This window comes from Pseudomonas sp. A-RE-22 (assembly GCF_019956035.1).
GTDB classification, from domain to species: domain Bacteria; phylum Pseudomonadota; class Gammaproteobacteria; order Pseudomonadales; family Pseudomonadaceae; genus Aquipseudomonas; species Aquipseudomonas brassicacearum.
On the sequence record NZ_JAHBCZ010000006.1, the window covers coordinates 13221 to 40120 of the forward strand.

The following is a 26900-nucleotide window of genomic DNA, read 5'->3' on the forward strand; positions in this document are numbered from 1 at the left end:
TCCTTAATCAAAGTCATTGCGGGCTCGGCGGCTCGCTGGCATCCGGTTCGGGAGCAGGTACTTGGGGCGGCACCTGGGGTACAGCGTCGGGCGCCGTGTCGGGTGATGCCGCGGGAATCGGTGCCTGCTCGTCCGATGTTGCCGGAGCCGGGCTGGAGCGGTAATCGGCACGGCGCTTGAGTTGGAATTCGCGCACCGCGTTGTTGTGCGACTCCAGGTCATCGGAAAACACGTGGCTGCCGTCACCACGCGCGACGAAGTAAAGGCTATTGCCCGACGCCGGGTTCAATGCCGCATGAATCGCTTCGCGCCCCACCATCGCAATCGGCGTCGGCGGCAAGCCCGGGATCAGGTAGGTGTTATAGGGGTTTTCTTCTTTCAGATGGGCGCGGGTGAGTTTGCCGGTGTAGCGCTCGCCCAGACCATAGATCACCGTGGGGTCGGTCTGCAGCAGCATGCCCAGGCGCATGCGCCGCACAAAGACGCCGGCAATCTGCCCGCGCTCCTGGGGCACACCGGTTTCCTTCTCCACCAGGGACGCCATGATCAGCGCTTGATACGGCTGGGTGTAAGGCACATCGGCGGCACGCTGTGCCCACTCCTTGGCGAGCACGTCTTCCAGGCGGTCGTAGGCTTTTTTCAGCAGGTCGACATCCGAGGTGCCGCGCACGAAGCGATAGGTATCCGGGAAGAACCGGCCTTCGGGAAATATCCCGGAGTGACCAAGACGGTCCATGACCTGGGCGTCGCTCAGGCCGGTGAGAGTCTGCTGGAGTTTTTCATCCTTGGTCAGCGCCGCGCGCACCTGACGGAAATTCCAGCCCTCCACCAGCGTCACGCTGTACTGCACCACTTCGCCGCGCTTCCAGACACCGATCAGGCCTTCCATGGTCATGCCCGGCACCATCCGATATTCACCGGAATGCAGTGGCTGGTCGGCGAGATTGAAGCGCCAATAGATCCGCAGCCAGAAGGCGTCCTTGATCAGGCCATCGGCTTCGAGGCGCTTGAGGGTTCCGGTCGGGGTGGTCCCGTTGGGCACGTCCAGCAATTCTTCCTGGGTGATGTTCAGCGGCTGTTGCAGCGCCGAATGAATCTTCCAGGCCGAAGCGCCCAACAACAGCCCTGCCAGAACCAGTCCGGTCTCCAGCAGCAGCAAGAATTTACGTCTCACGAATCAAACATCCAATAGCGCACGGGCAAGGGTTTGCAGTTTACGGGTGAGCGGGCCAACCGACCAGCGCGCCGAACCGCATCCGCGTACCGGCCACACGCCATAAACGCTGTTGCAGACGAAGACTTCATCAGCCTGGTGCAACTGTTCGAGACTGATATCCGTGATTTGCGTGGCGATGCCTTGGGACTTGGCTTGAAACAATAATTCTGCGCGCATCACGCCGGCCACGCCGCAACGGCTCAGGTCGGCCGTGAACAACACGCCATCGCGCACCAGGAACAGGTTGCTGAACACACCTTCGATCACCCGCCCGGACGTATCCAGCATCAAGCCCTCGGCATACTGCCCGTCGCTCCATTCGGCACGAGCCAGCACTTGTTCCAGGCGATTGAGGTGCTTGAGACCAGCGAGCAAGGGCTGCTCGGACAACCGCACGCTGCAGGGAAACAGAAGAACGCCTTGTTCGGCATGGGCGGCAGGATAAGCGGCTGGCGGGTTCCCTTGCAGGATGCGTCGGGCCGGGGCCAAGGGATCTGCGGCATAACCGCGCAGACTGTCGCCACGGGTCACGATCAACTTCAGCACGCCGTTGCCCAGGCACCGGGCATAGGCATTCAGCTCGGTGCTCAACGCGCTCATGTCAACGTTGAGCGCCAACCGCCGGCAACCGGCTTCCAGGCGTTGCAGGTGACGGTCCAGCAACACTGGCCCGCCAGCGTGCACGGCGAGGGTTTCGAACAACCCATCGCCGTAAGCCAGGCCACGATCTTTCAGCGACAGGACGTCGGCCGGCTGACCGTCGACCCAGCTTTCCATCAACCGGCGAACCGGCGGAACACCAGCGAACCGTTGGTCCCGCCAAAGCCGAAGGAGTTGGACAGCACCACATCGATGTCCATGCCGCGGGCAGTGTGCGGCACGAAGTCCAGGTCGCAACCTTCGTCCGGCTCATCGAGGTTGATGGTCGGCGGCGCTGTCTGGCTGTTGATCGCCAGGACGCTGAAGATCGCTTCCACCGCCCCTGCCGCACCCAGCAGGTGACCGGTCATGGACTTGGTCGAGCTGACCGCCAGCTTGTAGGCGTGCTCGCCGAACACGGTCTTGATCGCCTGGGCTTCGGCCAGGTCGCCGGCCGGGGTCGAAGTGCCGTGGGCGTTGATGTATTGCACCTGCTCGCCATTGAGCTTCGCATCACGCAAGGCGTTGGCGATGCACCGGGCAGCACCGGCGCCATCGGCCGGTGGCGACGTCATGTGGTACGCATCGCCACTGGTGCCAAAGCCGATCAGTTCGGCGTAGATGGTCGCGCCGCGCGCCTTGGCGTGCTCCAGTTCCTCGAGCACCAGCGCACCGGCACCGTCGGACAGCACGAAGCCATCGCGGCCCTTGTCCCACGGCCGGCTCGCACGGGCGGGCTCGTCGTTGCGGGTCGACAGCGCACGGGAAGCGCCAAAGCCACCCATGCCCAGGCCGCAAGCCGCCATCTCGGCGCCACCGGCAATCATCACGTCGGCTTCGTCGTACATGATGTTGCGCGCGGCCATGCCGATGCAGTGGGTACCGGTGGTGCACGCCGTGGCAATGGCGTAGTTGGGTCCCTGGGCACCCAGGTGGATGGACAGGAAACCGGAAATCATGTTGATGATCGAGCCCGGCACGAAGAACGGAGAAATCCGTCGCGGCCCCGACTCGTGCAGCGTGCGGCTGGTTTCTTCGATATTGGTCAAGCCGCCAATACCCGAACCCATGGCCACGCCGATGCGTTCACGGTTGGCGTCGGTGACTTCCAGCCCGGCGTTGCGCACTGCCTGGAAACCGGCTGCCAAGCCGTATTGAATGAACAGGTCAAGCTTGCGAGCTTCCTTGACCGACAGGTATTCCTCGACATTGAAGCCCTTTACCGAGCCGCCAAAACGGGTGGAATAGGCAGAAAGGTCGGTGTGTTCGATCAGACCAATGCCACTGCGGCCAGCCAGAATGCCCTGCCAACTGCTCGGCACATCCGTGCCCAGTGGCGACAACATACCCATACCGGTGACTACGACGCGTCTACGCGACACAGCACTCTCCTTTTTCTAATGACGACTTTGCATCAGGCCTAAAGAAAAAACCGCACGCCGTGATGGCAGTGCGGTTTTTCCATGACAGCTAGCGACGACTAAAAACGATTACGCCTGGTGGCTGGTAACGTAGTCGATAGCAGCTTGTACAGTAGTGATCTTCTCAGCTTCTTCGTCAGGAATCTCGGTCTCGAATTCCTCTTCCAGAGCCATCACCAGCTCAACAGTGTCAAGGGAGTCGGCACCCAGGTCTTCAACGAAGGAAGCGGTGTTCACAACTTCTTCTTCTTTAACGCCCAGTTGCTCGGCAACGATTTTCTTGACGCGCTCTTCGATGGTGCTCATACCTTGTTTTCACTCCTAATGGACAAATTCAGGCAGCTGGCCGGTGGGTAAGTGTATAGAAGAACTTTTCGGTTTTTCAACCGAAAGCTTCACTCCTCAAACCCTGCGGCCCGCCGTCTATAAATTGATTGCAGCTTTATAACGGATTTTAGACAGCTCGTATGACATTTTTTTGAAGCAATCCGTCACATTTAACTCATGTACATCCCGCCGTTTACCGGGATTGTAGCCCCGGTCACGTATGCCGCACCGTCCGACGCAAGAAAAGCGACCACGGACGCGATTTCTTGAGCTTGCCCCAGACGACCCAGCGGAATCTGCGTCAACAAGGCTTCACGCTGTGCTTCTGGCAGTTCACGGGTCATGTCGGTGTCGATGAAACCCGGTGCAACCGAGTTTACCGTAATCGAGCGCGAACCCACTTCACGCGCCAGCGCACGACTGAAACCTTCCAGACCGGCCTTCGCCGCAGCATAGTTTACTTGGCCTGCGTTGCCCATGGCACCCACAACCGAACCGATACTGATAATTCGACCCCAGCGAGCCTTGGTCATGCCACGCAAAACGCCCTTGGACAGCCGGTACAGACTGTTCAAGTTGGTGTCGATCACGTCGAACCATTCGTCATCTTTCATGCGCATCATCAGGTTATCGCGGGTGATACCGGCATTATTGACCAGGATCGCCGGCGCACCGAACTGCTCCTGAATGCTTGCCAACACCGCCGCAACGGATTCGTCGCTGGTGACGTTCAGCTCCAGGCCGGTGCCTTGGATGCCGTTTTCCTTCAGGGTCGCAGCGATACGCTCGGCGCCCGAAGCGGAAGTCGCAGTGCCGATAACGATGGCGCCTTGACGACCCAGTTCCAGGGCGATGGCCTGGCCGATGCCACGGCTTGCACCGGTCACCAGTGCAACTTTACCTTGCAGACTCATGCAAGCTTCTCCTGTTCAGGCCTGCGCTGCACGGGCGGCAGCGAAGGCGTCTGGGGTGTTGAGGTTGGAAGTCGACACGCCTTCGGCGCAGCGTTTGTTCAGGCCTGCCAGCACTTTGCCAGGGCCGCATTCGACCAGCTCGGTCGCGCCCTTGGCCGCCAGGGTCTGCACCGATTCGACCCAGCGAACCGGCTTGTAGAGTTGCTCCAGCAGATCACGCTTGAGGGTCTCGAGATCCGGCGCCACGTTGGCGCTGACGTTCTGCACCACGGGAATCTGCGGGGCCTGCCAGTCGATGGCGGCGATGGATTCGGCAAAGCGCTCGGCAGCCGGACGCATCAGTTCGCAGTGCGACGGCACGCTGACCGGCAGTGGCATGGCGCGCTTGGCACCACGGGCCTTGCAACCCTCGATGGCGCGCTCGACAGCGGCCTTGGCACCGGCGATAACCACTTGGCCCGGGGAGTTGAAGTTCACCGCACTGACTACATCGCCTTGCGCCGCTTCGGCACAGGCGGCCAGCACATCGGCGTCTTCCAGGCCGAGGATCGCGGCCATGCCGCCCTGCCCGGCCGGAACCGCTTCCTGCATCAACTGGCCACGACGCTCCACCAGCTTCACCGCGTCGCCCAGGCTCAGGCTGCCAGCGGCTACGAGGGCGCTGTATTCGCCCAGGCTGTGACCGGCGACGAATGCCGGACGCGCGCCGCCTTCAGCCAGCCACAGGCGCCACAACGCGATCGAGGCAGTCAGGATGGCTGGTTGGGTTTTATCGGTTTGATTGAGGCGCTCTTCCGGCCCTTGCTGGGTCAGTGCCCAGAGGTCATAGCCGAGCGCATCGGAAGCTTCTTTGAATGTTTCGAGGATCAGCGGGTATTGCGCGCCCAGCTCGGCCAGCATGCCGAGGGACTGCGAGCCCTGTCCTGGAAAGACGAATGCGAGGGAAGCAGACATGAAAACAAAGCCCCTAATGATCTTGTCGTCAAAAATTGACGCCCCTGGGGGCGCTAGGAAACTGAGAGTTGGATGGCGGCTTGAACCGACCGGTCACATTTAAGCATTGTCGGACGAAAACGCCTAAGTTAACAAATCCTCGAGGCGACCATGCAGGCGCTCCGGCAGGTTTTCCTGGATCTCGATCACTGCCCGGTTGATCGCGCTCTGGAAACCCTGCACGCCCGCCGAACCATGGCTCTTGATCACGATCCCCTGCAACCCGAGGAAACTCGCACCGTTGTGCCGCGCCGGCGCCAGGTCAGCCTGCAACCGACGCATCAACGGCAGCGCCAGGGCGCCGACTACCCGCGAGGCCAGACTTTGCTTGAACAAGGTCTCGATGCGCTGGCCGATCATGGTGGCCAGGCCTTCGCTGGACTTGAGCAGGATATTGCCGACGAAGCCATCGCACACCACCACATCGGCCTCGCCACGGTACAAGCCATCGCCTTCGACGAAGCCGATGTAGTTGATGCCGCGCGCGCCCTGTAGCAGCGTGGCCGCCAGTTTGACCTGCTGGTTACCCTTGATGTCTTCAGTGCCGATGTTCAGCAACGCCACACGCGGGCGCACGATGCCCAGGGTTTCCGCCGCGACCGAGCCCATCACCGCAAATTGCAGCAAATGCTCGGCACTGCAATCGACGTTGGCCCCCAGGTCGAGCAACTGACAGAACCCACGCTGGGTCGGGATCGCCGCCACCATCGCAGGCCGGTCGATACCCGGCAAGGTCTTGAGCACGTAGCGAGACAGCGCCATCAGCGCACCGGTATTGCCAGCGCTGACGCATGCCTGGACCTTGCCATCGCGCAGCAGCTCAAGGGCCACCCTCATCGAGGCGTCGGGCTTGCCGCGCAGGGCCCGGGCCGGCTTTTCGTCCATAGTGATGATTTCGGACGCTGGGGCAATAGTCAGGCGCGCGCGATCGACAGCCGATTGGCCGCTGAGCATTTCTTCCAGGAGGGAGGGTTGACCGACGAGGGTCAGGTGCAGCGAGGGTGTAGCATTCAGACAAGCGAGGCTGGCCTGAACAATGCTGCGGGGACCGAAGTCCCCGCCCATTGCGTCAATCGCGATGACTTGAGCGGACAAGTGATTACTCGTCAGCGCCCTTGTCGATCACTTTACGACCACGGTATACGCCTTCTGGCGATACGTGGTGACGCAGGTGAACTTCACCAGTGGTTTTTTCTACGGACAGGGTGCTAGCCTCGAGAGCGTCGTGCGAACGGCGCATGTCACGGGCAGAGCGGGATTTTTTGTTCTGCTGAACAGCCATAATTGATTAACTCCTAAACGTTTGGGTCACGCTTTAACTGCGCCAATACACTGAACGGGTTGGACCGCGTTACCTCGTCCTCGCTCGGTTCGGGCTCATCTGCTCCCGCCGGCTGCTGGCATTCTTCCGGATGATGAGCAGGCACAATGGGCAAGGCGAGCAGAAGCTCCTCCTCGATCAGTGACTGCAGATCCAATGGATCTTCGCCCAGTTCCAGCACGTCATAACCTTTCGGCAACGACTGGGTATTCGCACCCTCCTTCACCACGGCGTAACTGCACTCGCTGTGGATCGGCAGGGTGACCAGCTCAAGACAACGCTGGCAAACCATTTTGACTTCAGTGTCGATAAAGCTGTGGATAACCACAGATTTACGTTCATCTCGTTCAAAAACGAATTTGGCCTGGACCGTACCGACATCGTCGGAAAGCGGGTCGCAGAGTCTCTTCAAATCGGCCAGCAGCAGTTCACCTTGAAGGGTGGTGCCACGGTCAGCCAATTTGCGCGGGTCAACGTGAGGTGGAATCGGGTCATTCAACATAGGCGCAGCATTATAGGGATGCCCCCGGCCATGTCAAAGGAAATTCAGCCCTGTCCGTCACTTGCGCGCCTCGCTAGAATTCAGCCCTGCCTTTTGGAGCCGCCCATGCTGCCTTTATTACTTGCCTCAAGCTCGGTCTATCGCCGGGAATTGCTTGCCCGCCTGGGACTGCCGTTCGTCTGCTGCTCACCCGACATCGATGAAAGCCATCGCCCCGGCGAGCCCGCCCTTGAACTGGTCAAGCGCCTGGCCCGGGAAAAAGCCCTGGCACTGGCCGACAGCCACCCGGCGCACCTGATCATCGGTTCAGACCAGGTCGCCGTGCTCGGCGAACGCATCCTGGGCAAGCCTCACACCTTCGAGAACGCTCGCGAGCAACTGCTGGCTGCCAGCGGCACCAAGGTCACGTTCCTGACCGGCCTGGCACTGCTCAACAGCCAGACCGGCACCTGCCAGGTCGACTGCATTCCGTTTACCGTCACCATGCGCACCCTGGACCCAGAGCGCGTCGAACGCTACCTGCGGGCCGAGCAGCCTTACGACTGCGCCGGCAGCTTCAAGGCCGAAGGACTTGGCGTGAGCCTGTTCCAGAGCACCGAAGGGCCAGACGCCACCAGCCTGATCGGCCTGCCACTGATTCGTCTTGTGGATATGTTGCTGGCCGAGGGCGTGCAGGTTCCCTGATCCAACATACAATGTGTGGCGAATGAATTCGTTTGTGGGAGCAAGGCTTGCCCGCGATGCAGGCCCGTGATGATACAGGCCTGCCGAGTTATCGCTCATCGCGAGCAAGCTTTGCTCCCACGGCAATCTCCTCACCACAGAAGATCGCGCGAAACGAGGAGCTAGCGCAACGTCGGCCCCTGGAAGCCCATCCACATCGCCAGATGCTCGGCGATGCTTGCCCCCAGCTTTTTCGAGAAGCGATCGAACGGTGACTCTTCGATCGTGAAGTCCACCAGGTCCTTCTGACCGATCACATCCCGCGCCACCGAACTGGCACTGCCCAAGCCGTCGATCAGGCCCAGCGGCAATGCCTGCTCCCCCGACCAGACCAGCCCGGAGAACAGCTCCGGATGCTCCTTGTCCTTCAGGCGCTCGCCTCGGCCCTTCTTGACGCTGGCAATGAATTGCTTGTGAGTGGTGTCGAGCACGCTCTGCCAAAAAGCGGTTTCTTCAGGCTTTTGCGGCTGGAACGGATCAAGGAAGGATTTATGCTCGCCGGAGGTATACACACGACGCTCCACGCCCAGTTTCTCCATGGTCCCGACAAAGCCATAGCCGGCCGCTGTCACACCAATGGAGCCCACCAGGCTGGCCTTGTCGGCATAGATCTGGTCCGCCGCACTGGCAATGTAATAGGCACCGGAAGCACCGAGATCGGAAATGACCGCATACACCTTGATCTCCGGGTGCAATGCGCGCAACCGCACGATCTCGTCGTAGACGTATCCCGATTGCACCGGACTACCGCCGGGACTGTTGATGCGCAGCACCACGCCCTTGACCTTCGAGTCCTCGAAGGCGGCCCGCAGGCTACCGACGATGTTGTCGGCGCTGGCAGGCTCTTTGTCGGCGATCATGCCCTCGATATTGATCAAAGCGGTATACGCCGGGCCGGCGACAGCGCTTTTCTCCATGTCCATCAGCGGCGTGAACAGCGCCAATGCAACAAAGAGATAAGTAAAGGTCAGCAATTTGAAGAAAATACCCCAGCGACGGGAGCGACGCTGTTCCTGCACGCTGGCGAGCAAGGTTGTTTCCAACAGCTTCCAGCTTTTGTCATCCCCGCTCTCGGCGCTCGCCTTGACAGGTGCTTTCCATTCATCGGTCATGCGTGAATCCCCAGCAAAACTTAAAGAGCCCGCTGGCTCAGCCAGGCGTGCAACTCAGGAAAATGATCAATGGCCAGTCGCGGCTCGAATGCCCGCAGTGCCTCGATCGTTTGAGCGCCGTAGCTGACCGCCACCGAGCCCATGCCGGCGTTGCGCGCCATCTGCAGGTCGAATGACGAATCCCCCACCATCAGCGCCTCATCCGGCCGCACGTTGCAATGCGCCAGGATCTGCTCGAGCATCAGCGGATGCGGCTTGCTGGCGGTTTCATCCGCGGCACGGGTGATATCGAAATAATCCTCCCAGCCATGGGACTTGAGCACTCGATCCAGCCCGCGACGAGCCTTGCCGGTCGCGACAGCCAGGTGATAGCCCTCGGTACGCAGAGCCTCCAGCGTACCCGCCACGCCATCGAACAATGGTGAAGGCTCGGCGTCCAGCGCGATATAGTGATCGGCGTAATGCTGGCGAAAAACCACCAGCTCATTGTCGTCAATTTCCGGATACAGGCTGCGAATGGCTTCTGGCAACCCGAGACCGATGATGCCTTTCACCGCCAAGTCGTCGCATCGGGCAAACGCCATACGGTCCGAGGCGACATGCATCGCCTCCACGATCCGACCAATGGAGTTGGCCAGAGTGCCGTCCCAATCGAAGATCAGCAGTTTGTAGTCAGGATGCACTCAACCGCTCCACGGTCTTGGCCCACATGTCATCCACCGGGGCCTGCAATTTCAGCTCGCCACCATCGGGCAGCGGCACGGTCAGCATGTAAGCATGGAGAAACAGGCGCTTGCCGCCCAGATCGCGAATTTCCTTGGTGAAATCGTCATCGCCGTATTTGCTGTCGCCAGCAATGCAATGCCCGGCATGCAAGGTGTGGACACGGATCTGGTGAGTACGCCCGGTCACGGGCTTGGCCTCGATCAGGGTGGCAAAGTCGTCGAAGCGGCGCAGCACCTTGAACACCGTCAGCGCCTCCTTGCCCTCCTCATTGACTTCGACCATGCGCTCGCCGGAACGCAGGTTGCTCTTGAGCAACGGCGCACGGACCTGCTTGATGGAGGTTTCCCAGCGGCCACGCACCAGCGCCATGTAGCGCTTGTCGACGCCGTCGCCGCGCAACTGCTCGTGCAGGTGGCGCAACATGCTGCGTTTCTTGGCGATCATCAGCAAGCCGGAGGTGTCGCGGTCGAGGCGATGGACCAGTTCCAGCTCCTTGGCGTCCGGACGCAACTGACGAAAGGCTTCGATCACACCGAAATTCAGGCCGCTGCCGCCGTGAACCGCAATGCCCGCGGGCTTGTTGATCACGATCAGGGCTTTGTCTTCAAAGATAATCGAGGCTTCAAGGCGCTGCAGCAGCCCCTGGGCCAGGGGCACCGGCTCATCGCGCTCGGGCACGCGAACCGGCGGCACGCGCACGATGTCACCAGCCTGGAGCTTGTACTCGGGCTTGATCCGACCTTTGTTCACCCGCACTTCGCCTTTGCGCAATATGCGGTAGATCAAGGTCTTGGGCACGCCTTTGAGCCGGGCCAGCAGGAAGTTATCGATTCGTTGGCCGGCATATTCCGGCGAGACCTCGAGCAGTTGAACGCCAGGGGTCGAAGGGGCAGTAGTTGTCATGGCGGCGATCATAACAATTTTTTATGGAATTGAAGCACTTAATCATTGCTGCTATAGTCGCGAACGCCGCCAAAAGTGGCTGGACAGTGGACTAACGGTCAAAAACCGGCCCTGACCAACGCAATTCACGAGGACGAGAGGCCGTCCTACGGGGCTTTCGCTACGTAACGGTAGAGTTTTCAGGTGTAACGAGCGCAGGTGACATGAGGCCTGAAATACGCCGCAAAGCAGAGTTTTGACTCGCCTTGCGCGCCACATTCACGGCCAGTTCACAAAGTGCAGTCAGCTGCGGACGACCCCGAGCGAATGCTTCGGAAACAACGCCTAAATTAGCCATGATGCGTGACCTCCCCTTCCGGAGCTCACGGTAAATGCCAACCCGCTGCGGATTCTGCGCGCGGCCGCACCCGAATTATCAGGGATACGTGTAGGGTGGAGATGTACAACCGTCGGACTGTGTAGCACTAGGCTTATATTTAGACGCTTCATCTCGTCCACAGGCGCCGGTTGATTCCTCCTCCTGACTGAGTGCTTGAGTACCAGCAAGCAGGACGCGTCCGTCGCGACTTCGCCATCATTGGGTCGAACTCGCTGGACACTGGAGTGGCCTTGCCATCTCCAGGACGCACCTGACACCGACCGTGAGAAGTCGTGTGTGCCGAACGCCGTTTCCGGCAGCCCGGAAACCGACGGTACTACATGAAAAGAATGCTGATTAACGCAACTCAACCCGAAGAGTTGCGTGTTGCACTGGTAGACGGCCAGCGCCTCTACGACCTGGATATCGAATCCGGTGCACGCGAGCAGAAGAAGGCCAACATCTATAAAGGCCGGATTACTCGCATCGAACCAAGCCTTGAGGCTGCCTTTGTCGATTTCGGCTCCGAGCGCCACGGCTTCCTGCCCCTCAAAGAAATCTCCCGCGAATACTTCAAGAAGGCCCCTGAAGGCCGCGTCAACATCAAGGACGTCCTGAGCGAAGGCCAGGAAGTCATCGTCCAGGTCGAAAAAGAAGAACGTGGCAACAAGGGCGCCGCCCTGACCACCTTCATCAGCCTGGCCGGCCGTTACCTGGTCCTGATGCCGAACAACCCTCGCGCCGGTGGCATCTCCCGCCGCATCGAAGGCGAAGAGCGCAACGAACTGCGTGAAGCCCTGAACGGCCTGGTTGCCCCGGCGGACATGGGCCTGATCGTGCGCACTGCCGGCCTGGGCCGCAGCAGCGAAGAAATGCAGTGGGACCTCGACTACCTGCTGCAACTGTGGACCGCCATCAAAGAAGCCTCGCTGGATCGCTCCGCGCCGTTCCTGATCTACCAGGAAAGCAACGTGATCATCCGCGCCATCCGCGATTACCTGCGCCAGGACATCGGCGAAGTGCTGATCGACAGCGTCGAAGCCCAGGACGAAGCCCTGACCTTCATTCGCCAGGTGATGCCGCAGTACGCCAGCAAGATCAAGCTCTACGAAGACAGCGTTCCGCTGTTCAACCGTTTCCAGATCGAAAGCCAGATCGAGACCGCCTTCCAGCGCGTCGTCGAACTGCCGTCCGGCGGCTCCATCGTCATCGACCCGACCGAAGCCCTGGTGTCCATCGACATCAACTCGGCCCGCGCCACCAAAGGCAGCGACATCGAAGAAACCGCCCTGCAGACCAACCTTGAAGCGGCCGAGGAAATCGCCCGTCAGTTGCGCCTGCGCGACATCGGCGGCCTGATCGTCATCGACTTCATCGACATGACCCCGGCCAAGAACCAGCGCGCCGTGGAAGAAAAGGTCCGTGAATGCCTGGAAGCCGACCGCGCCCGCGTACAGGTCGGTCGCATCTCGCGCTTCGGCCTGCTGGAAATGTCCCGTCAGCGCCTGCGTCCGTCCCTGGGCGAAAGCAGCGGCATCGTTTGCCCGCGTTGCAACGGCACGGGCATCATCCGTGACGTCGAGTCGCTGTCCCTGGCGATCCTGCGCCTGATCGAAGAAGAAGCCCTGAAAGACCGCACCGCCGAAGTTCGCGCCCAGGTGCCGATCCCGGTGGCCGCGTTCCTGCTCAACGAAAAACGCAACTCGATCACCAAGATCGAACTGCGTACCCGCGCCCGTATCGTCATCCTGCCGAACGATCACCTCGAGACGCCGCACTTCGAAGTGCAGCGCCTGCGCGATGACAGCCCGGAAGCCCACACCAACCAGTCCAGCTACGAAATCGCTGCTGCCGCTGCCGAAGTGGAAGAAGTCCAGCCGGCCGCCGCCACTCGCACCCTGGTTCGCCAGGAAGCCGCGGTCAAGACCGCTCCGGCCCGCGCCAACGCTCCGGTTCCGACCGAAGTGGCCGCTCCGGTTGCCGCCCCGGCCGCTGCACCAGAGCCAAGCCTGTTCAAAGGCCTGGTGAAGTCGCTGGTCAGCCTGTTCGCCACCAAGGAAGAACCTGCTGCCCCGGCCGTCGTCGCCAAGCCTGCCACGACCGAGCGTCCTGCCCGCAACGATGAACGCCGTAACGGTCGCCAGCAGACCCGCAACCGCAACGGTCGTCGTGACGAAGAACGCAAGCCTCGCGAAGAGCGTGCACCGCGTGAAGAACGCGCGCCACGTGAGCCGCGTGAAGAGCGTCAGCCGCGCGAAGCCCGTGAGGAAGCGCCAGCCGTAGCCCGCGAAGAGCGTGCACCGCGTCCGCCGCGTGAAGAACGCCAGCCGCGCGCACCGCGTGAAGATCGCAAGCCACGTGGCGAGCGTGAAGAACGTGTTCGCGAATTGCGCGAGCCACTGGATGCCGCCCCGGTCGCTGCCGCCGCCACCGCTGAAGAGCGTCCGGCCCGCCAGCCTCGTGAAGAACGTGCACCGCGTCCGCCACGTGAAGAGCGCCAGCCACGCGCCGAGCAGGCAGCCGCCGCTGCCAGCGAAGAAGAAGTGCTGAACACCGAAGAGCAGTTGCAGGAAGACGGCCAGGACACCGCCGAAGGCGATCGTCCACGCCGCCGCTCCCGTGGCCAGCGTCGTCGCAGCAACCGTCGTGAACGTCAGCGTGACGCCAACGGCAACGTGATCGAAGGTTCGGAAGAGTCCGAGTCCACCGAGAACGCTGAAGCGCCAAGCGCTGCCGACCTGGCCGCCGGCCTGGCCGTGACTGCCGCCGTTGCCAGCAGCGCAATCAGCGCCCCGGCCGAAGCCCAGGCTCACGAACAAGCCGAACGCGCTACCGCTGTCGTGGAAAGCGCGCCAGTTGCTGAAGCCCCGGTAGTCGAAGCCACTACTCCGGTAGAAACCACTGCTTCGCCAGAAGTGGAAGTCGCCCCGGCCCATGAAGCCCAGGTTGCTGAAACTGAAGTGGTCGCCGAGCCTGCACCGGTCGTCGAGCAGCCAGTGGTAGCCGCTGAGCCGGCCTTCGAAGCACCGGCCGAGGAAAAGGCCCCAGAGCCTGCCCGCGAGGAGCAGACTGCGTTCAACTGGACCGCCGAGCCAGTTGCACCGGCACCTGTTGTCGAGCCAGAACCGACACCAGAACCCGTGAAAGCGGTCGAGCCAGAAGTGGTCGAGCCTGCTCCAGTGGTCGAAGCACCCGTGGTTGTCGAAGCACCGGCCCCGGTTGAAGAGCCAGCACCTGCCAGCGCCCTGACCGCAAATGGCCGCGCGCCGAACGATCCGCGTGAAGTGCGTCGTCGCAAGCGTGAAGCCGAGCGTCTGCAGAAGGAAGCCGAACAAGCTGCCGCTGCTGCCGCTCAAGCGCCTGCTGTCGAACCAGCTCCAGTCGTGGAAGAAGTCGCCGAGGCAGCCCCTGCCCCGGTCGCCGAGACCCCGGCTGAATCGGCTCCAACGTTCGACGAACCTCAGCACACTGCTGAAGAAGTCGTGCCGCGTCACACTGAAGCCCTGGAAAAAGAGCACGAGCCTAAACCTCACGCCTGATTCCACCGCCCAGTAAAAAGCCCCGCCTGGTCATGCCAGGCGGGGCTTTTTTATGCCTTCATACTTATCCACAGTGGGTCTGGGACCAGGCACAAGATTTATGCCCCCTGAAGATCCAATGTGGGAGCCGAGCCTGCTCGCGATGGCGCCGGGTCAGCTTGCATCAATGCTGAATGCCAGACCGCTTTCGCGAGCAAGCTCGCTCCCACAGGGGGTCAGGGGGCGGGCACAAGACTTATGCCCACTGAAGATCCAATGTGGGAGCCGAGCTTGCTCGCGATGGCGCCGGGTCAGCTTGCATCAATGCTGAATGCCAGACCGCTTTCGCGAGCAAGCTCGCACAGGGATCTGGGGGTCGGGCACAAGATTTATGCCCCCTGAAGATCCAATGTGGGAGCCGAGCCTGCTCGCGATGGCGCCGGGTCAGCTTGCATCAATGCTGAATGCCAGACCGCTTTCGCGAGCAGGCTCGCTCCCACAGGGATCTGGGGGTCGGGCACAAGATTTATGCCCACTGAAGATCCAATGTGGGAGGGAGCCTGCTCGCGATGGCGTCGGTCAGCTTGCATCAATACTGAATGTCAGCTCGCTTCCACAGGCTTCTGCGTCGTCTTTTATTTGAAGGCCAGTGCCTCTGGCACATCTACATCCCACGTTACGCCCGGGTCATCCACCGGCACTTCGACCACTTGCGCCCCGGCAAACAATACCTTGGCCCCCCGATCACCGGTCAATGCCATCAGTTTCGGTCCAAACCCACGACCGAATCCCACCGGATGCCCGTACTCACCTGCAAGAACCGGCACGCTGATGCCGTCCGTGCGGATCCCTGCCACCACCTGTTCGATGCTCGACGGCAGGATGAAGGGCATGTCGCCCAGCACTATCAGCCAGCCATCAAGGTCCGGGCAGGCCTGGACGCCTGCGGCAATGCTGTCGCCCAGGCCGGGCGAGTCCAGCTCCACGAAATCGCAGTCATAGGCCTGGGCCATGCGAACGGCTTGCGGCCGATCCCTGCTCGTCACCAGCAGGCGCTTTTCCAGGGCGGCAGGTAGATTCACCAGCACCTGCTCGATCACCGACCGCACGGCGCCGTCACGCCCGGTGCAATCAGCCAGCAATTTATCTTTGTCCGGGCCTGCAATACGGCGGAAACGGCTGCCCGATCCGGCCGCCAGAATGATCACGCCAATCGACTCGCTCATACGCCCTCCTTGCCCACGGCTTACAGCGGCTTTTTCTGCCGCAGTTCAACGCCATTCTTGATGGCCACGATTTCGGCCAGCAGCGACAAGGCGATTTCCGCCGGGGTGTGGCTGCCGATGTGCAAGCCGATGGGTCCATGCAAGCGTTCAATGGCCTCTGCTGACAAGCCTAGCTGAGCCAGGTTATCCCGGCGCTTCTGGCTGTTGACTCGCGAGCCCAGGGCGCCGACATAAAAAGCCTTGGAGTCCAGGGCCGTAAGCAGCGCCATGTCGTCCAGGCGTGGGTCATGGGTCAAGGCCACAATGGCGGTGCGTTCGTCGGTCTGGATGCTCAACACCGCTTCGTCGGGCATCCCCGAGACGAAGCGGCCATGCTGCTCTTCCCAACCATAGACAAACTCCTTGCGCGGATCGCAAATCAGCACTTCAAAGTCCAGCAGCCGGGCCATTTCCGCCACGTAGCGCGACAGTTGCCCTGCGCCAATCAGCAGCAGCCGCCAACGCGGACCGTATATGGCCCGCAGGACCTGCCCATCGAACACCAGGGCGTCGGTCTTGCTGGCCGGGGTCAGGACCACGTTGCCGCTGGCGACTGTCAGCTCGCGGGCGACAATCTCATGGGCTTCGCAACGTTCCAGCAACTGCGCGACCCAGTATGGGTCGCCCACCCGCTCTTCGGTCAGGCGCAGGGTGCCGCCGCACGGCAGGCCGAAGCGCGCCGCTTCTTCGCGGGTGACGCCATAGGTGATCAGTTGCACCGGCGGACCGTCCGCCGGAATGCGACCGTCGTGCAACCGGGCGATCAGGTCATCCTCGACACAACCGCCCGACACCGAACCAATCACCACGCCATCTTCGCGCAGGGCCAGCATCGCCCCCGGCGGCCTTGGCGCGGTACCCCAGGTCTGGACCACAGTGAACAGCACCACCCGCTGCCCGGCGCGGCGCCACTCAAGCACGCTGCGCAGGACGTTCAGATCAACGCTGTCCATCAGGCCTTCGCCTGCTGCCAGCCCTGCAGCTGATAGCGCACAGGCAGGCTACGAATACGCTTGCCAGTGGCAGCGAAAATCGCGTTGCACAGCGCAGGCGCAATCGGCGGCACACCCGGCTCGCCGACACCGCCCAACGGCACCTCACCCGGCGGCGTGACCAGATGCACCGCCACTTCCTTGGGCGCCAGGGACATGCGCGCCACTTCGTACATATGGAAATTGTCCTGCTGCACCTTGCCGTCCTTGAAGCTGATTTCCCCTACCATGGCATTGCCCAGGCCCATGACGCAGGCGCCCTCGAACTGGGAACGGATGCGCTCGGGGTTGATCTGCGGACCGCAATCCACGGCGATGTCCGCCTTGTGCACGATCACCGTGCCATCGTCCTTGACCTCCACCTCGATCACCGCCGCCACGTAAGTGACGAAGCTGTAATGCACCGCCAACCCCAGGCCACGGCCCTTCGGCAGCTCCCGGCCCCAACCGGCGGCCTTCGCAGCGGTTTCCAGCACCGTGCGAATCCGCGCGGTATCAATCGGATAACGCTCGGGGGATTCGCCATAGTTCCATTCTTCGCTCAAGGTACGCGGATCGATCTTGCGGTCCGGCCCGAGCAATTTGACCTGGTACTTCAGCGGATCCTGGCCGGCCTTGTGGGCCAATTCGTCGATGAAACTCTGGATCGCGAAACCATGGGGGATGTTCGACACCGAACGGTACCAGCCCACCCGGGTGTGAGCCGTGGCTTCGGGGTTCTCCAGGCGCAGGTTCGGGATGGCGTAGGCCATGTTGGTCACGCCCATGCCTATTTCGAACGGCGCCTCGTGGGTCATGCCCGGCGCAAACAGTGCGGTGATGCTCGGGGCCACGGTGCGGTGCAACCAGCCGGACGGCATACCGTCCTGGTTCAGGCCGGCCTTGAGGTATTCGGCCGATACAGTGTGGAAATACGAGTGATGGATGTCGTCCTCGCGGGTCCATTGCACCCGTATCGGCTGGCCTGGAAACTCCTTGGCAAGCACCGCTGCTTCGACGACGAAATCGGGTTTGGACTTGCGTCCGAAACCACCGCCCAGCAACGTGATGTTCACCGTGACCTTATCGAAAGGAATGCCCAGGCGTTCGGCGACACGTTCACGGGTCACCTGCGGGGCCTGGCTCGGTGCCCAGGCCTCGCATTGACCGTCCTTGAACCGGGCAACGGCAACCATCGGCTCCATCGGTGATTGGGACAGGTGCGGCAAGTAATACGCCGCTTCCAGGGTCGAGTCGGCCTTGGCCAACGCGTCGTCGAGGTCGCCGCTGCTGCGCACGACTTTTCCGGGCTTGAGGGCCGCCGCTTCCAGTTCCTTGCGATAGGCAATGGAGTCATACCCGGCATTCGGGCCGTCGTCCCACTGGATTTTCAACGCTTCGCGGCCCTTGATCGCCGCCCAGGTGTTCTTCGCCACCACCGCCACGCCGCCCAACGGTTGGAATTCCGAGGGCAGCGGGCGCCCTTCGATCTGCACCACCTTGATCACGCCCGGTACTTTCAGCGCCGCGCTGCTGTCCACGCTCTTGACCTTGCCACCATAGACCGGCGGACGCGCGATGACGGCATAGAGCATGCCGTCGAAATGCACATCGGCACCAAACACGGCACGACCGTTGACGATGTCCGCACCATCAATGGCCCGGCTCGCCTCCTTGCCGATGTAGCGGAACTCCGATGGCTGCTTGAGGCGCAAGCTGTCACGCCCCGGCACCGGCAAGGCACTGGCCGCAGCGGCCAATTCGCCATAGCCCAGTTCACGCCCCGAAGGCTGGTGCAGCACTTTGTGCAGTTGGGCATGGCATTCACCCACCGGCACCTTCCACTGCGCAGCGGCGGCCTGTTCCAGCATGGTCCGGGCGGCAGCACCGCAACGGCGCATCGGCTCATACCAATGACGCATGCTACGCGAGCCGTCGGTATCCTGGTTACCGAAGCGCGCCTCATCGGCCGGCGCCTGCTGCACCTTCACACGCGCCCAGTCGGCCTCCAGCTCATCGGCCACGACCATGCTCAGGCTGGTGCGCACACCCTGGCCCATTTCCGAACGGTTGCAGATCACGGTCACGCTGCCATCAGCGGCAATGCTGACGTACACCTTCGGGTCGTCGACCGCGCCATGGGGCATGCCCTCGGCACCGAATTTCTTTTCCTCGGCAAAGGCCTCCGGCAGGCCCCACGTGGCCGCCAGCACCAGCACACCGGTGGCGCTCGCGCCTTTGAGGAAGCCGCGACGGCTGAGGTTGCTCAGGACAAAATCATCGGGCAAGCGGCTCATGCCTTGGCCTCCTTCAGGTGAGTGGAGGCCAGGCGGATCGCGGTCTTGATCCGGTTGTAGGTGCCGCAGCGGCAGATGTTGCCGACCATGGTTTCTTCGATCTGCTCGTCACTCGGGTTGGGGTTGGTCTTGAGCAAGGCGGTCGCCGACATGATCTGCCCACCCTGGCAGTAACCGCACTGGGCCACCGCCGTGTCGAGCCAGGCCTTCTGGACGATTTGTCCGACCGGATCGACATGAAGTTCGTCGATGGTGCTGACATTTTGCCCATTCACAGAACCGATTGGCGTAATGCAGCTGCGCGCCGGGGCGCCGTCGATGTGGATGGTGCACGCGCCGCACAGGCCCATGCCGCAGCCGAATTTGGTGCCGTTGTAACCGGCTACATCCCGAATAGCCCACAGCAGCGGCATGTCCTCGGTCACATCCAGTTGATGGTCTTTTCCATTGAGTTTCAGGGTAATCATGGGCACGCCCGCATAGTTATCGAGTTATGGGGTCGAGCAATCTGCCGCCGGGTTGACGGTTCGGTTGTCGCAGACTGGCTCAGGCTGATCGGGCTCTCTTATGCCGGCGCACGCAGGCGTCTGCATCGGGCCTTTAGGATGCGATGGTCGCATCGTTAGGAAGCTAAATTAACCCAGGATCACGCAAAACGCCCTGCACAATCCTGCACAAATGCTTGTGTGCGGGGTGTGCAGGGCGTTTTTTCAGGCGGTCGCAAAGCGCGGTTCAGTACCGATTGGGTTCCATTTCCAGCTCGACCTGGAAACGTTCGGCAATGTCTTTCTGGATGCGCAGGGCCAGGTCCAGAAGTTGCGGGCCCGTGGCGCTGCCGTAGTTGACCAGCACCAACGCCTGCAACTTGTGCACCCCGGCATCACCTTCGCGAAAGCCCTTCCAGCCGGCGCGCTCGATCATCCAGCCGGCAGCGACTTTCATCTGCCCCTCAGGCTGTGGATAAGCCACCAGGTCAGGGTATTGCAGCTTTAAGTGCGCCACGTGCGCGGCCGGCACCAGCGGGTTCTTGAAGAAGCTGCCGGCATTGCCCAGCACCGCCGGGTCCGGGAGTTTTTCGCTGCGGATGCTGCAAATGGCCCGGCTCACATCGGTGGGTGTTGCCTGCTCGATGCCCTGCTCGGTCAATCGCTGACGCACCGGGCCGTATTCCAGATGCAAGTGCGCGGCGCGGCTGAGGGCAAAACGCACCCGCAGGATCAACCAGCGACCCGCTTGCTGCTTGAACAGGCTGTCGCGATAAGCGAACCGACAGTCTTCAAGGCTGAAATCGCGCAGTTCGCCGGTCTGGCGATCGAGCGCGGTGAGGCCGGCGAAGACGTCCTTGATCTCCACACCGTAGGCGCCGATGTTTTGCATCGGTGCCGCGCCCACGGTGCCGGGAATCAGGCTGAGGTTCTCCAATCCCGCCCAACCTTGCGCCAGGGTGTGCTGGACGAAAGGATGCCACGGCTCCCCTGCTTCGGCTTCGACCACCACCCGTTCGCCGTCATCGCTGAGCAGGCGAATACCGTGGCTGGCCATGCGCAGCACCAATGCATCGATGTCGCCGGTCAGCAGCAGGTTGCTGCCGCCGCCGATGACCAGCAATGGCACGGCATGTTCGGTGGCATAAGCCAACGCCTGGCGAACATCGTCATCGCTGTGGGCTTCGGCGAACAACCGGGCAGTGACGTCCACACCAAAACTGTTGAAGGGCTTGAGGCTGACGCCCGCCCGAACCTGCAAGGTCATAACCGCCCCTTCAATTCGATCACCAGGCGATCGGTAGCGCGTTCGATCAGGTCCAGCACTTGTTCGAAGCCTTGTTCGCCGTCGTAGTACGGGTCCGGCACATCGTCGAGTTCAGCCTCGTAGCGGCGCAGGAACAGATCCAGCTCGGCCTTGCCATTAGCCGGTTGCAGAGCCTTGAGATTACGCAGATTGCTGCTGTCCATCGCCAGGATCAGGTCGTAGGCGGCGAAGTCGGCGCGGGTCACCTGTTGCGCGCGCTGGGCCGACAAGTCGTAGCCACGCTTCAGGGCCGCCGCCTGGCTGCGCTTGTCCGGCGCTTTGCCGACGTGCCAGTCACCGGTGCCGGCGGAAGCGACTTCCACCTGCCCGGCCAGCCCGGCCTCACGCAACTTGTGGCGCAGGATGCCTTCGGCGGTGGGTGAGCGGCAGATATTGCCGAGGCAGACGAACAGGACCCGCATCAAGCCTCCAGCAGGCGACGAACGCGCTCGAGGTCTTCGGCGGTGTCGACACCGGTCGGCGGGGCGATCAGCGCATCGGCGACGTGGATCCGCACGCCGTGCCACAGGGCACGCAGCTGCTCCAGGGATTCAGTGTTTTCCAGCCAGCACGGGCCCCAGGCGACGAAGTCCTGGAGAAAGCCGGCGCGGTAGGCATAGATGCCGATATGGCGGCGGTACGGCACGCCCTCCGGCATCACGTCACGGCTTTGGGCGAATGCGTCCCGCGCCCAGGGCAATGTCGCGCGGCTGAAGGTCAACGCCAGGCCATTGAGGTCACTGACCACCTTGACCACATTGGGGTTGAACAGGGTCTGCACATCCTCGATCGGCTCAGCCAGGGTGGCCATGCGCGCCTCGGTGTGGGCCGCGAGGTTGGCGGCGACCTGATCGATCACGCTCGGCGGGATCAACGGCTCGTCACCCTGCACATTGACCACGATAGCGTCGGCGGCAAGACCGAGTTTCGCCGCGACCTCCGCCAGGCGGTCAGTGCCCGAATTATGGTCTTCACGGGTCAGCACGACTTCGGCGCCAAAGCCTTTGCAGGCCTCGACGATGCGCGCATCGTCAGTCGCCACCACCACACGCTGGGCGCTGCTTTTGCAAGCCTGCTCCCAGACATGCTGGATCATCGGCTTGCCGGCAATCGACAGCAACGGCTTGCCGGGCAGGCGCGTCGAAGCGAAACGCGACGGAATGACAACGGTAAAGGCTGCAGTCATTTATCCAGGCGCTCGTCGGTGGTCAGGGTACGGGCTTCGCTTTCGAGCATCACCGGGATGCCGTCGCGAATCGGGTAGGCCAGGCCGGCGCCCTTGCTGATCAGTTCGGTCTTGTCGGCGCTGAGCTTGAGTGGGCCTTTGCAGACCGGGCAGGCCAGAATGTCGAGCAGTTTGGTGTCCATGGAATTCCCCTGGATAAAAGGTTTTAAGGCAAAAGCCGATCCGGCAACAGGCGCATCAACTGCGTATCGAACCAGGCCGCGAAGGCCGGCGACGGCGCGGCGTCTACCGCCAGGTACCACCAGTCGGGTGCGGCGAAGGCACGGCATTTGACTGCGTCCTTTTCCGTCATGACCACCGGCAGCGATGGCGTGAAACTCAAGCCCTGGGCGCTGTATTCGGCGTGGTCGGCAAACCCATGCGGTATTGGCCGCCAGTGTAGCGTTTCGAGGGTCTTGAAGAAACGCTGGGGATTGCCGATGCCGGCCACGGCATGCAGGGCCTGGCCGGGTGGAAAATGCTCAAGGGAGCACCGCTCGCCACTGGCCAGGTTCACCAGCGCGGTGGGACGCAATTGGAAGGCGAAACCGTCTTCGCGGTCGGCACTGGCGCCGTTGTACAGCACGGCGTCGACCGATTGCAGGCGCTCGACCGGCTCGCGCAACGGCCCTGCAGGCAGGCAACGTCGGTTGCCCAGGCCACGGGCGTTGTCGATCAACACCAGCTCCAGGTCGCGGGCCATCCGATAATGCTGCATGCCGTCGTCGGACAGGATCAGGTCCAGCGGTTCGGCCTCCAGCAGTGCCTGGATGGCGCGACTGCGATCAGGGTCGATCATCAACGGCACACCGGTGCGCTGGACAATCAACAGCGGCTCGTCACCCGCGACGTCGGCGCCCTGCTCGGCCGCGACCCGCCAAGGCAGTTGCGGCGGCTTGGCGCCGTAACCCCGGCTGACCACGCCGACCCGCAGGCCACTGCGCTGGCAGTGCTGGATCATCCACAGGATCAACGGCGTCTTGCCGGTGCCGCCAACGGTGATATTGCCCACCACGACCAACGGCACGGGGGGCTGGTAGATCTGGCCTTCACCCGCCAGGAAACGCTCGCGCTTGCCCACCACCACCCGTCGGTACAACCACTCCAGCGGCCGTAGCAGGGTCAGGGCCGGGTGACCTTCATACCACGCGGCAAGCAATCGATCGGACATGGCCATCAGGGTGCGGGGGCCGCCTCGACCGTGGTCATGCGCAGATGGCTGAAACCGAGCTTGCCAGCCGCGTCCATGGCGGTGATCACCGATTGGTGAGGGGTCTTGCCGTCGGCGCTGATGGACAGCGGCAGGTTGGTGTCGCCGCCAGACTCTTTCTGCAGGGCCTCGATCAGGCTCGCCAGGTCGCTCTTGGGCAGTAATTGGTTGTTCACCGAGAACGCCCCTTCGGCGCTGATGGTGATTTCCAGGTTCTTCAGTTGCTGGTCTTCGGCCGGCGAGCCGCTGACGGCCTGTGGCAATTCAACCTTGAGCTGGGTTTCCCGGGTGAACGTGGTGGTCACGACGAAAAACAGCAGCAGGATGAACACCACGTCGATCAGCGACGCGAGGTTGATCTCGATGTTTTCCCGTGGCTTGCGGCGGAATTTCACTTCTTGCCCCCAGCCAGGTCCACGTCACGGTCCCCCTGCACCACCTCGACCAGCTTGATGGCTTCCTGCTCCATGCCCACCACCAACTCGTCGACGCGGCGTTGCAGGAACCTGTGGAAGAACACCGAAGGGATACCGACCATCAGGCCAGCAGCGGTGGTGATCAAAGCCTTGGAGATCCCCCCCGCCAGCACCGCGGCGTTAGTGGTCATGCCGGAGCCGGTGAACGCACTGAAGATGTCGATCATGCCCAGCACCGTACCCAGCAGGCCCAGCAGCGGGGACATGGCGGCGATGGTGCCCAGGGTATTGATGTAGCGCTCCAGTTCATGGATGACCCGGGCGGCGGCTTCCTCGATGCACTCCTTCATGATCTCGCGACCATGCTTGGAGTTCGCCAGGCCGGCGGCGAGGACTTCCCCCAAGGGCGAACTGGCTCGCAGCTCCTTGAGCTTGTCCTTGTTCAGCTGCTTGTCCTTGATCCAGACCCAGACCTGCCCGAGCAGATGCTCCGGGGTCACGCGGCTGGCCCGCAGGGTCCACAGGCGTTCGGCAACGATACCCAGTGCCGCGATGGAACTCAGAATGATCGGCAACATCATCCAGCCGCCGGATTTGACCAATTCCCACACAGTGACTGCCCCCTCGAAAAAGTGCGCCACTTTATCACACAGACTCGCCTTGCAGACCCGCCCCCACCGATAAGCGCGTCAGCCGATTGCGCTGGATCAATATTGCCCCGGTGGCCCGACTGCGGGCGGATCACGCCAGTAGCGGCGGTGCCCGGCCTCGGTGTGCGGCACCTCGAAAGCCCCCAGTAGCAGACGAATGGCGCCCTGCTCGGCACTGTCGTAGATCGCCAGGCCCGAGCGCCGATACCGGGCCATCACCTGGGGATGAGGGTGGCCGAACGCATTGCCCTGCCCTCGAGAGATCAATACCGAATGCGGCTTGAGACGCGACAGCAACGCCATCGACGACGAACTGCGACTGCCGTGATGCGGCGCGGCCAGCCACTGGATCGGCACGGCCAGGGCCTCGTCGAGCAAGGCGCGCTCGGCAGGGGTGTCGATATCGCCGGTCAGCAGCAGGCGTTCACCGCCGGCCTCCACCAGCAAGACGCAGGACTTCTGGTTGCTCTCGACGGCAGAGGCCCACCGCCACAGTTCGAACCCGACCCCGTCCCATTCCCAGCGCCTGCCACTGTCGCAAGGCCCGGCCAGCAGCTCGGCGGGCAGCGCGTCTGGATCGCCGCTGATCACTTCCAGCGTCGGCAGCCCATTGCGCACGGCGCGGGCACCGCCAGCGTGATCGGCGTCGGCATGGCTGAGCAACATCAGGTCCAAGCGGCGCACACCCAGTTTGCGCAAGGTCGGCAGGACGACCCGCTCGCCCGCGTCAGCCTCGCCAAAGCGCGGCCCGGCGTCGTAAAGCAGGGCGTGCCGCCGGGTCCGCACCAGCACCGCCAGCCCTTGGCCCACGTCCAGTTGCCAGATCTCGGCGTGCCCTTGCGGCAGGTGTTCTTGCGGTGGAAAAACCATCAGCAACACCATCGGCCACCCCAGTACACGTAGCGGCACACCTTTGGGCAACAGCAGCAAAAAAGCACCGAAGGCGGCGATGCCCAAGGCCCAGGGCGGGACTGCGGCAGGAACCCAGGCCGGCATTCGTCCGGCAACCAGTGCCAGCCCCTTGAACAGCAGATCGAGCAGCCCACCGGCAATCCACAGCAGGCCTTCGCCCATGAGCGGCACCGGCAACAATGCCGTGCCAAGCAGCGCCAGCGGCAATACCAACAGGCTGATCCAGGGCACCGCGAGCAGGTTCACCAACGGCCCGCTGAGGCTGACCGGCAAGCCCACGATCAACAACAACGGACAAAGGCCAAGCGCGACCAGCCATTGGGCACGGGTCCAGGTTTGCCACCAGCGCCAGGGCCCCAGACGAGCGCCAAAGGTGAACATCAAGATGGCGACGGCCGCAAACGACAACCAGAACCCCGGCCGCAAGCTGGCAAGCGGGTCGAACACCAGCACCCCGACGAAGGCCAGCAGCCATGCCCACCACGGATCTGGCTGTTTGAAACGCAAGCGCCACAGCAACACCAGGCCGATCATCGCGCAGGCCCGCCGCACCGGCACCTCGAAGCCGGCGAGCAAGCCGTAGCCCAGGGCGGCACAAAAGGCCAGCCCACAGGCCCAAGGCAACCAGGCCAGCCCCACCGGCCACAGGCCATAACGCGCCGCACCGGCCACCAACAAGTACACCAGGCCCGCGAGCAGGCCAATGTGTTGCCCGGAGATCACCAGCAAGTGGACGGTGCCGGTGTCTTGCAGCATCTGCCAATCCTCGCGACTCAACCCGCCGCCGTCGCCCAGGACCAGAGCCGCCAGCGCACCGGAGCGGCCATGGGCATCGACCTGTGCCAGGGCCTGGCGCACCTCGTCGCGCCAGGCCCCCCGGGCCGCTTGCAGGAGATGGCCATCCTTGATGGTACCGGTCGCGCCGATGCCGCGGCTCAGCAACCAGGCGGCATAGTCGAAGCCGTGCGGGTTCAGCAGCCCACTGGGCCGCTTGAGCTTCACCGCCAATCGCCATCGTTCGCCGCTGTTGACCGGCGGACCACCGAACCAGGCGAGGCGCATCGCCGTCGGTAGACGGGTACGGCGTGAATGGACATCGGCCAGTTCGAAGCGCATCACGCCTTCGCCCTGTTGCGGCAAACCGACCACACGCCCCTCGACCCAGCGGGTTTCGCCGTCGAGCGCGATGGGTAACCGGTCATCCAGCGCACACTGCGCCGACAGACAGGCCCAGGCCAGCCCGAACAGGAAAAAACCCAGCGGGTAGGTTCGAAACGGCAACACCATCAGCGCCAGCACCGGCATGGCTGTAATCAGCCATATCGGCGGCAGTACCGGCAAAAAAATCGGGGCCAACAGCCCCAGCGCGAGCGCGACTAACCCTGTGCGCATAACCCGTCCTTGAGAGTGCCCTCTTCAGGCATAGACGGTTCACGGCACCGCTGGCGTTATCAATTGTCACAAAGTCTGAATCTGTCAGCCGTAGAATC

General features: G+C 62.5%; 26 protein-coding genes. 2 read left to right on the top strand and 24 right to left on the bottom strand.

Going from position 1 to position 26900, the window contains the following annotated elements:
- Window positions 1-13 precede the first annotated feature (13 nt).
- The 9 genes from mltG to KGA89_RS03595 form a co-directional block, all read right to left on the bottom strand.
- Window positions 14-1174: an endolytic transglycosylase MltG gene (gene mltG / locus KGA89_RS03555; protein WP_003204249.1), complete on the bottom strand. Its 1161-nt coding sequence runs from the start codon at window positions 1172-1174 to the stop codon at window positions 14-16.
- 3 nt (window positions 1175-1177) lie between these two features.
- A complete protein-coding gene (gene pabC, locus KGA89_RS03560; RefSeq protein WP_003204252.1) occupies window positions 1178-1993 on the bottom strand; it encodes an aminodeoxychorismate lyase in 816 nt (271 codons plus the stop codon).
- Entirely contained in the window at window positions 1993-3237 is a 1245-nt protein-coding gene (fabF, locus tag KGA89_RS03565; protein ID WP_003204255.1) for a beta-ketoacyl-ACP synthase II, read from the bottom strand. Before fabF ends, pabC begins: the two co-directional genes overlap by 1 nt.
- Before the next feature lie 108 nt (window positions 3238-3345).
- A complete protein-coding gene (gene acpP, locus KGA89_RS03570; protein WP_003175607.1) occupies window positions 3346-3582 on the bottom strand; it encodes an acyl carrier protein in 237 nt (78 codons plus the stop codon).
- A 191-nt stretch (window positions 3583-3773) separates the two neighbouring features.
- Entirely contained in the window at window positions 3774-4517 is a 744-nt protein-coding gene (gene fabG, locus KGA89_RS03575; RefSeq protein ID WP_003204256.1) for a 3-oxoacyl-ACP reductase FabG, read from the bottom strand.
- 15 nt (window positions 4518-4532) lie between these two features.
- Window positions 4533-5471, bottom strand: coding sequence for an ACP S-malonyltransferase (gene fabD, locus KGA89_RS03580; protein WP_003204258.1), 939 nt, complete (start codon window positions 5469-5471; stop codon window positions 4533-4535).
- 123 nt (window positions 5472-5594) lie between these two features.
- Window positions 5595-6605, bottom strand: coding sequence for a phosphate acyltransferase PlsX (plsX, locus tag KGA89_RS03585; RefSeq protein WP_263292827.1), 1011 nt, complete (start codon window positions 6603-6605; stop codon window positions 5595-5597).
- 4 nt (window positions 6606-6609) lie between these two features.
- On the bottom strand, window positions 6610-6792 hold the full coding sequence (gene rpmF / locus KGA89_RS03590) for a 50S ribosomal protein L32 (protein ID WP_003179396.1): 183 nt from the start codon (window positions 6790-6792) through the stop codon (window positions 6610-6612).
- Window positions 6793-6805: 13 nt separating this feature from the next.
- Entirely contained in the window at window positions 6806-7333 is a 528-nt protein-coding gene (locus tag KGA89_RS03595; protein ID WP_003204262.1) for a YceD family protein, read from the bottom strand.
- 105 nt (window positions 7334-7438) lie between these two features.
- On the opposite strand from KGA89_RS03595, the gene KGA89_RS03600 reads away from it, so the two are divergent.
- Window positions 7439-8017, top strand: coding sequence for a Maf family protein (locus KGA89_RS03600; protein WP_003204264.1), 579 nt, complete (start codon window positions 7439-7441; stop codon window positions 8015-8017).
- 161 nt (window positions 8018-8178) lie between these two features.
- Here KGA89_RS03600 and sppA read toward each other — a convergent pair whose 3' ends face one another.
- From sppA to rluC, 3 genes are read right to left on the bottom strand one after another with little or no spacing between them, the layout of a single operon-like run.
- The gene (sppA, locus tag KGA89_RS03605) at window positions 8179-9168 is read right to left on the bottom strand and encodes a signal peptide peptidase SppA (RefSeq protein ID WP_223470626.1); all 990 of its coding nucleotides are present in this window, start codon (window positions 9166-9168) and stop codon (window positions 8179-8181) included.
- A gap of 20 nt (window positions 9169-9188) precedes the next feature.
- Window positions 9189-9851 (bottom strand): HAD-IA family hydrolase, encoded by a 663-nt coding sequence (locus KGA89_RS03610; protein ID WP_028237408.1) that lies wholly within the window; start codon window positions 9849-9851, stop codon window positions 9189-9191.
- Window positions 9841-10797, bottom strand: coding sequence for a 23S rRNA pseudouridine(955/2504/2580) synthase RluC (gene rluC, locus KGA89_RS03615; protein ID WP_223470627.1), 957 nt, complete (start codon window positions 10795-10797; stop codon window positions 9841-9843). Before rluC ends, KGA89_RS03610 begins: the two co-directional genes overlap by 11 nt.
- Window positions 10798-11496: 699 nt before the next feature.
- Between rluC and rne the strand changes: the two genes are divergently transcribed.
- Window positions 11497-14694, top strand: a complete 3198-nt coding sequence (gene rne / locus KGA89_RS03620) for a ribonuclease E (protein WP_223470628.1) — start codon at window positions 11497-11499, stop codon at window positions 14692-14694.
- A 614-nt stretch (window positions 14695-15308) separates the two neighbouring features.
- Here rne and KGA89_RS03625 read toward each other — a convergent pair.
- The 12 genes from KGA89_RS03625 to KGA89_RS03680 all read right to left on the bottom strand — a co-directional run bounded on the left by KGA89_RS03625 (window position 15309) and on the right by KGA89_RS03680 (window position 26802).
- Window positions 15309-15899, bottom strand: a complete 591-nt coding sequence (locus tag KGA89_RS03625) for a nucleotidyltransferase family protein (RefSeq protein WP_223470629.1) — start codon at window positions 15897-15899, stop codon at window positions 15309-15311.
- A 20-nt stretch (window positions 15900-15919) separates the two neighbouring features.
- Complete coding sequence (locus KGA89_RS03630; protein ID WP_028237407.1) at window positions 15920-16891, bottom strand: XdhC family protein; 972 nt, start codon at window positions 16889-16891, stop codon at window positions 15920-15922.
- On the bottom strand, window positions 16891-19206 hold the full coding sequence (locus KGA89_RS03635; RefSeq protein ID WP_003204278.1) for a xanthine dehydrogenase family protein molybdopterin-binding subunit: 2316 nt from the start codon (window positions 19204-19206) through the stop codon (window positions 16891-16893). Before KGA89_RS03635 ends, KGA89_RS03630 begins: the two co-directional genes overlap by 1 nt.
- Window positions 19203-19673 carry a (2Fe-2S)-binding protein gene (locus KGA89_RS03640; protein ID WP_223470631.1) on the bottom strand — a complete coding sequence of 157 codons (471 nt, stop codon included), beginning with the start codon at window positions 19671-19673 and terminating at the stop codon, window positions 19203-19205. Before KGA89_RS03640 ends, KGA89_RS03635 begins: the two co-directional genes overlap by 4 nt.
- A 265-nt stretch (window positions 19674-19938) precedes the next feature.
- Entirely contained in the window at window positions 19939-20958 is a 1020-nt protein-coding gene (gene murB, locus KGA89_RS03645) for a UDP-N-acetylmuramate dehydrogenase (protein ID WP_223470633.1), read from the bottom strand.
- Window positions 20955-21419, bottom strand: coding sequence for a low molecular weight protein-tyrosine-phosphatase (locus KGA89_RS03650; protein ID WP_013694001.1), 465 nt, complete (start codon window positions 21417-21419; stop codon window positions 20955-20957). The genes murB and KGA89_RS03650 overlap by 4 nt, the downstream gene beginning before the upstream one ends.
- On the bottom strand, window positions 21419-22183 hold the full coding sequence (gene kdsB, locus KGA89_RS03655) for a 3-deoxy-manno-octulosonate cytidylyltransferase (protein ID WP_003204286.1): 765 nt from the start codon (window positions 22181-22183) through the stop codon (window positions 21419-21421). Before kdsB ends, KGA89_RS03650 begins: the two co-directional genes overlap by 1 nt.
- Window positions 22180-22365 carry a Trm112 family protein gene (locus tag KGA89_RS03660; RefSeq protein ID WP_003179363.1) on the bottom strand — a complete coding sequence of 62 codons (186 nt, stop codon included), beginning with the start codon at window positions 22363-22365 and terminating at the stop codon, window positions 22180-22182. Before KGA89_RS03660 ends, kdsB begins: the two co-directional genes overlap by 4 nt.
- A gap of 23 nt (window positions 22366-22388) precedes the next feature.
- Window positions 22389-23399: a tetraacyldisaccharide 4'-kinase gene (lpxK, locus tag KGA89_RS03665; RefSeq protein WP_223470635.1), complete on the bottom strand. Its 1011-nt coding sequence runs from the start codon at window positions 23397-23399 to the stop codon at window positions 22389-22391.
- A complete protein-coding gene (locus KGA89_RS03670; protein WP_013694002.1) occupies window positions 23399-23827 on the bottom strand; it encodes an ExbD/TolR family protein in 429 nt (142 codons plus the stop codon). The genes lpxK and KGA89_RS03670 overlap by 1 nt, the downstream gene beginning before the upstream one ends.
- Window positions 23824-24459 carry a MotA/TolQ/ExbB proton channel family protein gene (locus tag KGA89_RS03675; protein WP_003204294.1) on the bottom strand — a complete coding sequence of 212 codons (636 nt, stop codon included), beginning with the start codon at window positions 24457-24459 and terminating at the stop codon, window positions 23824-23826. Before KGA89_RS03675 ends, KGA89_RS03670 begins: the two co-directional genes overlap by 4 nt.
- Window positions 24460-24555: 96 nt before the next feature.
- Window positions 24556-26802, bottom strand: a complete 2247-nt coding sequence (locus KGA89_RS03680) for a DNA internalization-related competence protein ComEC/Rec2 (RefSeq protein WP_223470636.1) — start codon at window positions 26800-26802, stop codon at window positions 24556-24558.
- Window positions 26803-26900: the final 98 nt, after the last annotated feature.

Coding starts and splice junctions, on each gene's coding strand:
- pabC (WP_003204252.1), bottom strand. CDS start 1,993: ATGGAAAGCTGGGTCGACGGTCAGCCGGCCGACGTCCTGTCGCTGAAA.
- acpP (WP_003175607.1), bottom strand. CDS start 3,582: ATGAGCACCATCGAAGAGCGCGTCAAGAAAATCGTTGCCGAGCAACTG.
- fabG (WP_003204256.1), bottom strand. CDS start 4,517: ATGAGTCTGCAAGGTAAAGTTGCACTGGTGACCGGTGCAAGCCGTGGC.
- fabD (WP_003204258.1), bottom strand. CDS start 5,471: ATGTCTGCTTCCCTCGCATTCGTCTTTCCAGGACAGGGCTCGCAGTCC.
- rpmF (WP_003179396.1), bottom strand. CDS start 6,792: ATGGCTGTTCAGCAGAACAAAAAATCCCGCTCTGCCCGTGACATGCGC.
- KGA89_RS03595 (WP_003204262.1), bottom strand. CDS start 7,333: ATGTTGAATGACCCGATTCCACCTCACGTTGACCCGCGCAAATTGGCT.
- KGA89_RS03600 (WP_003204264.1), top strand. CDS start 7,439: ATGCTGCCTTTATTACTTGCCTCAAGCTCGGTCTATCGCCGGGAATTG.
- sppA (WP_223470626.1), bottom strand. CDS start 9,168: ATGACCGATGAATGGAAAGCACCTGTCAAGGCGAGCGCCGAGAGCGGG.
- rluC (WP_223470627.1), bottom strand. CDS start 10,797: ATGACAACTACTGCCCCTTCGACCCCTGGCGTTCAACTGCTCGAGGTC.
- rne (WP_223470628.1), top strand. CDS start 11,497: ATGAAAAGAATGCTGATTAACGCAACTCAACCCGAAGAGTTGCGTGTT.
- KGA89_RS03625 (WP_223470629.1), bottom strand. CDS start 15,899: ATGAGCGAGTCGATTGGCGTGATCATTCTGGCGGCCGGATCGGGCAGC.
- KGA89_RS03630 (WP_028237407.1), bottom strand. CDS start 16,891: ATGGACAGCGTTGATCTGAACGTCCTGCGCAGCGTGCTTGAGTGGCGC.
- KGA89_RS03635 (WP_003204278.1), bottom strand. CDS start 19,206: ATGAGCCGCTTGCCCGATGATTTTGTCCTGAGCAACCTCAGCCGTCGC.
- KGA89_RS03640 (WP_223470631.1), bottom strand. CDS start 19,673: ATGATTACCCTGAAACTCAATGGAAAAGACCATCAACTGGATGTGACC.
- murB (WP_223470633.1), bottom strand. CDS start 20,958: ATGACCTTGCAGGTTCGGGCGGGCGTCAGCCTCAAGCCCTTCAACAGT.
- KGA89_RS03650 (WP_013694001.1), bottom strand. CDS start 21,419: ATGCGGGTCCTGTTCGTCTGCCTCGGCAATATCTGCCGCTCACCCACC.
- kdsB (WP_003204286.1), bottom strand. CDS start 22,183: ATGACTGCAGCCTTTACCGTTGTCATTCCGTCGCGTTTCGCTTCGACG.
- KGA89_RS03660 (WP_003179363.1), bottom strand. CDS start 22,365: ATGGACACCAAACTGCTCGACATTCTGGCCTGCCCGGTCTGCAAAGGC.
- lpxK (WP_223470635.1), bottom strand. CDS start 23,399: ATGGCCATGTCCGATCGATTGCTTGCCGCGTGGTATGAAGGTCACCCG.
- KGA89_RS03680 (WP_223470636.1), bottom strand. CDS start 26,802: ATGCGCACAGGGTTAGTCGCGCTCGCGCTGGGGCTGTTGGCCCCGATT.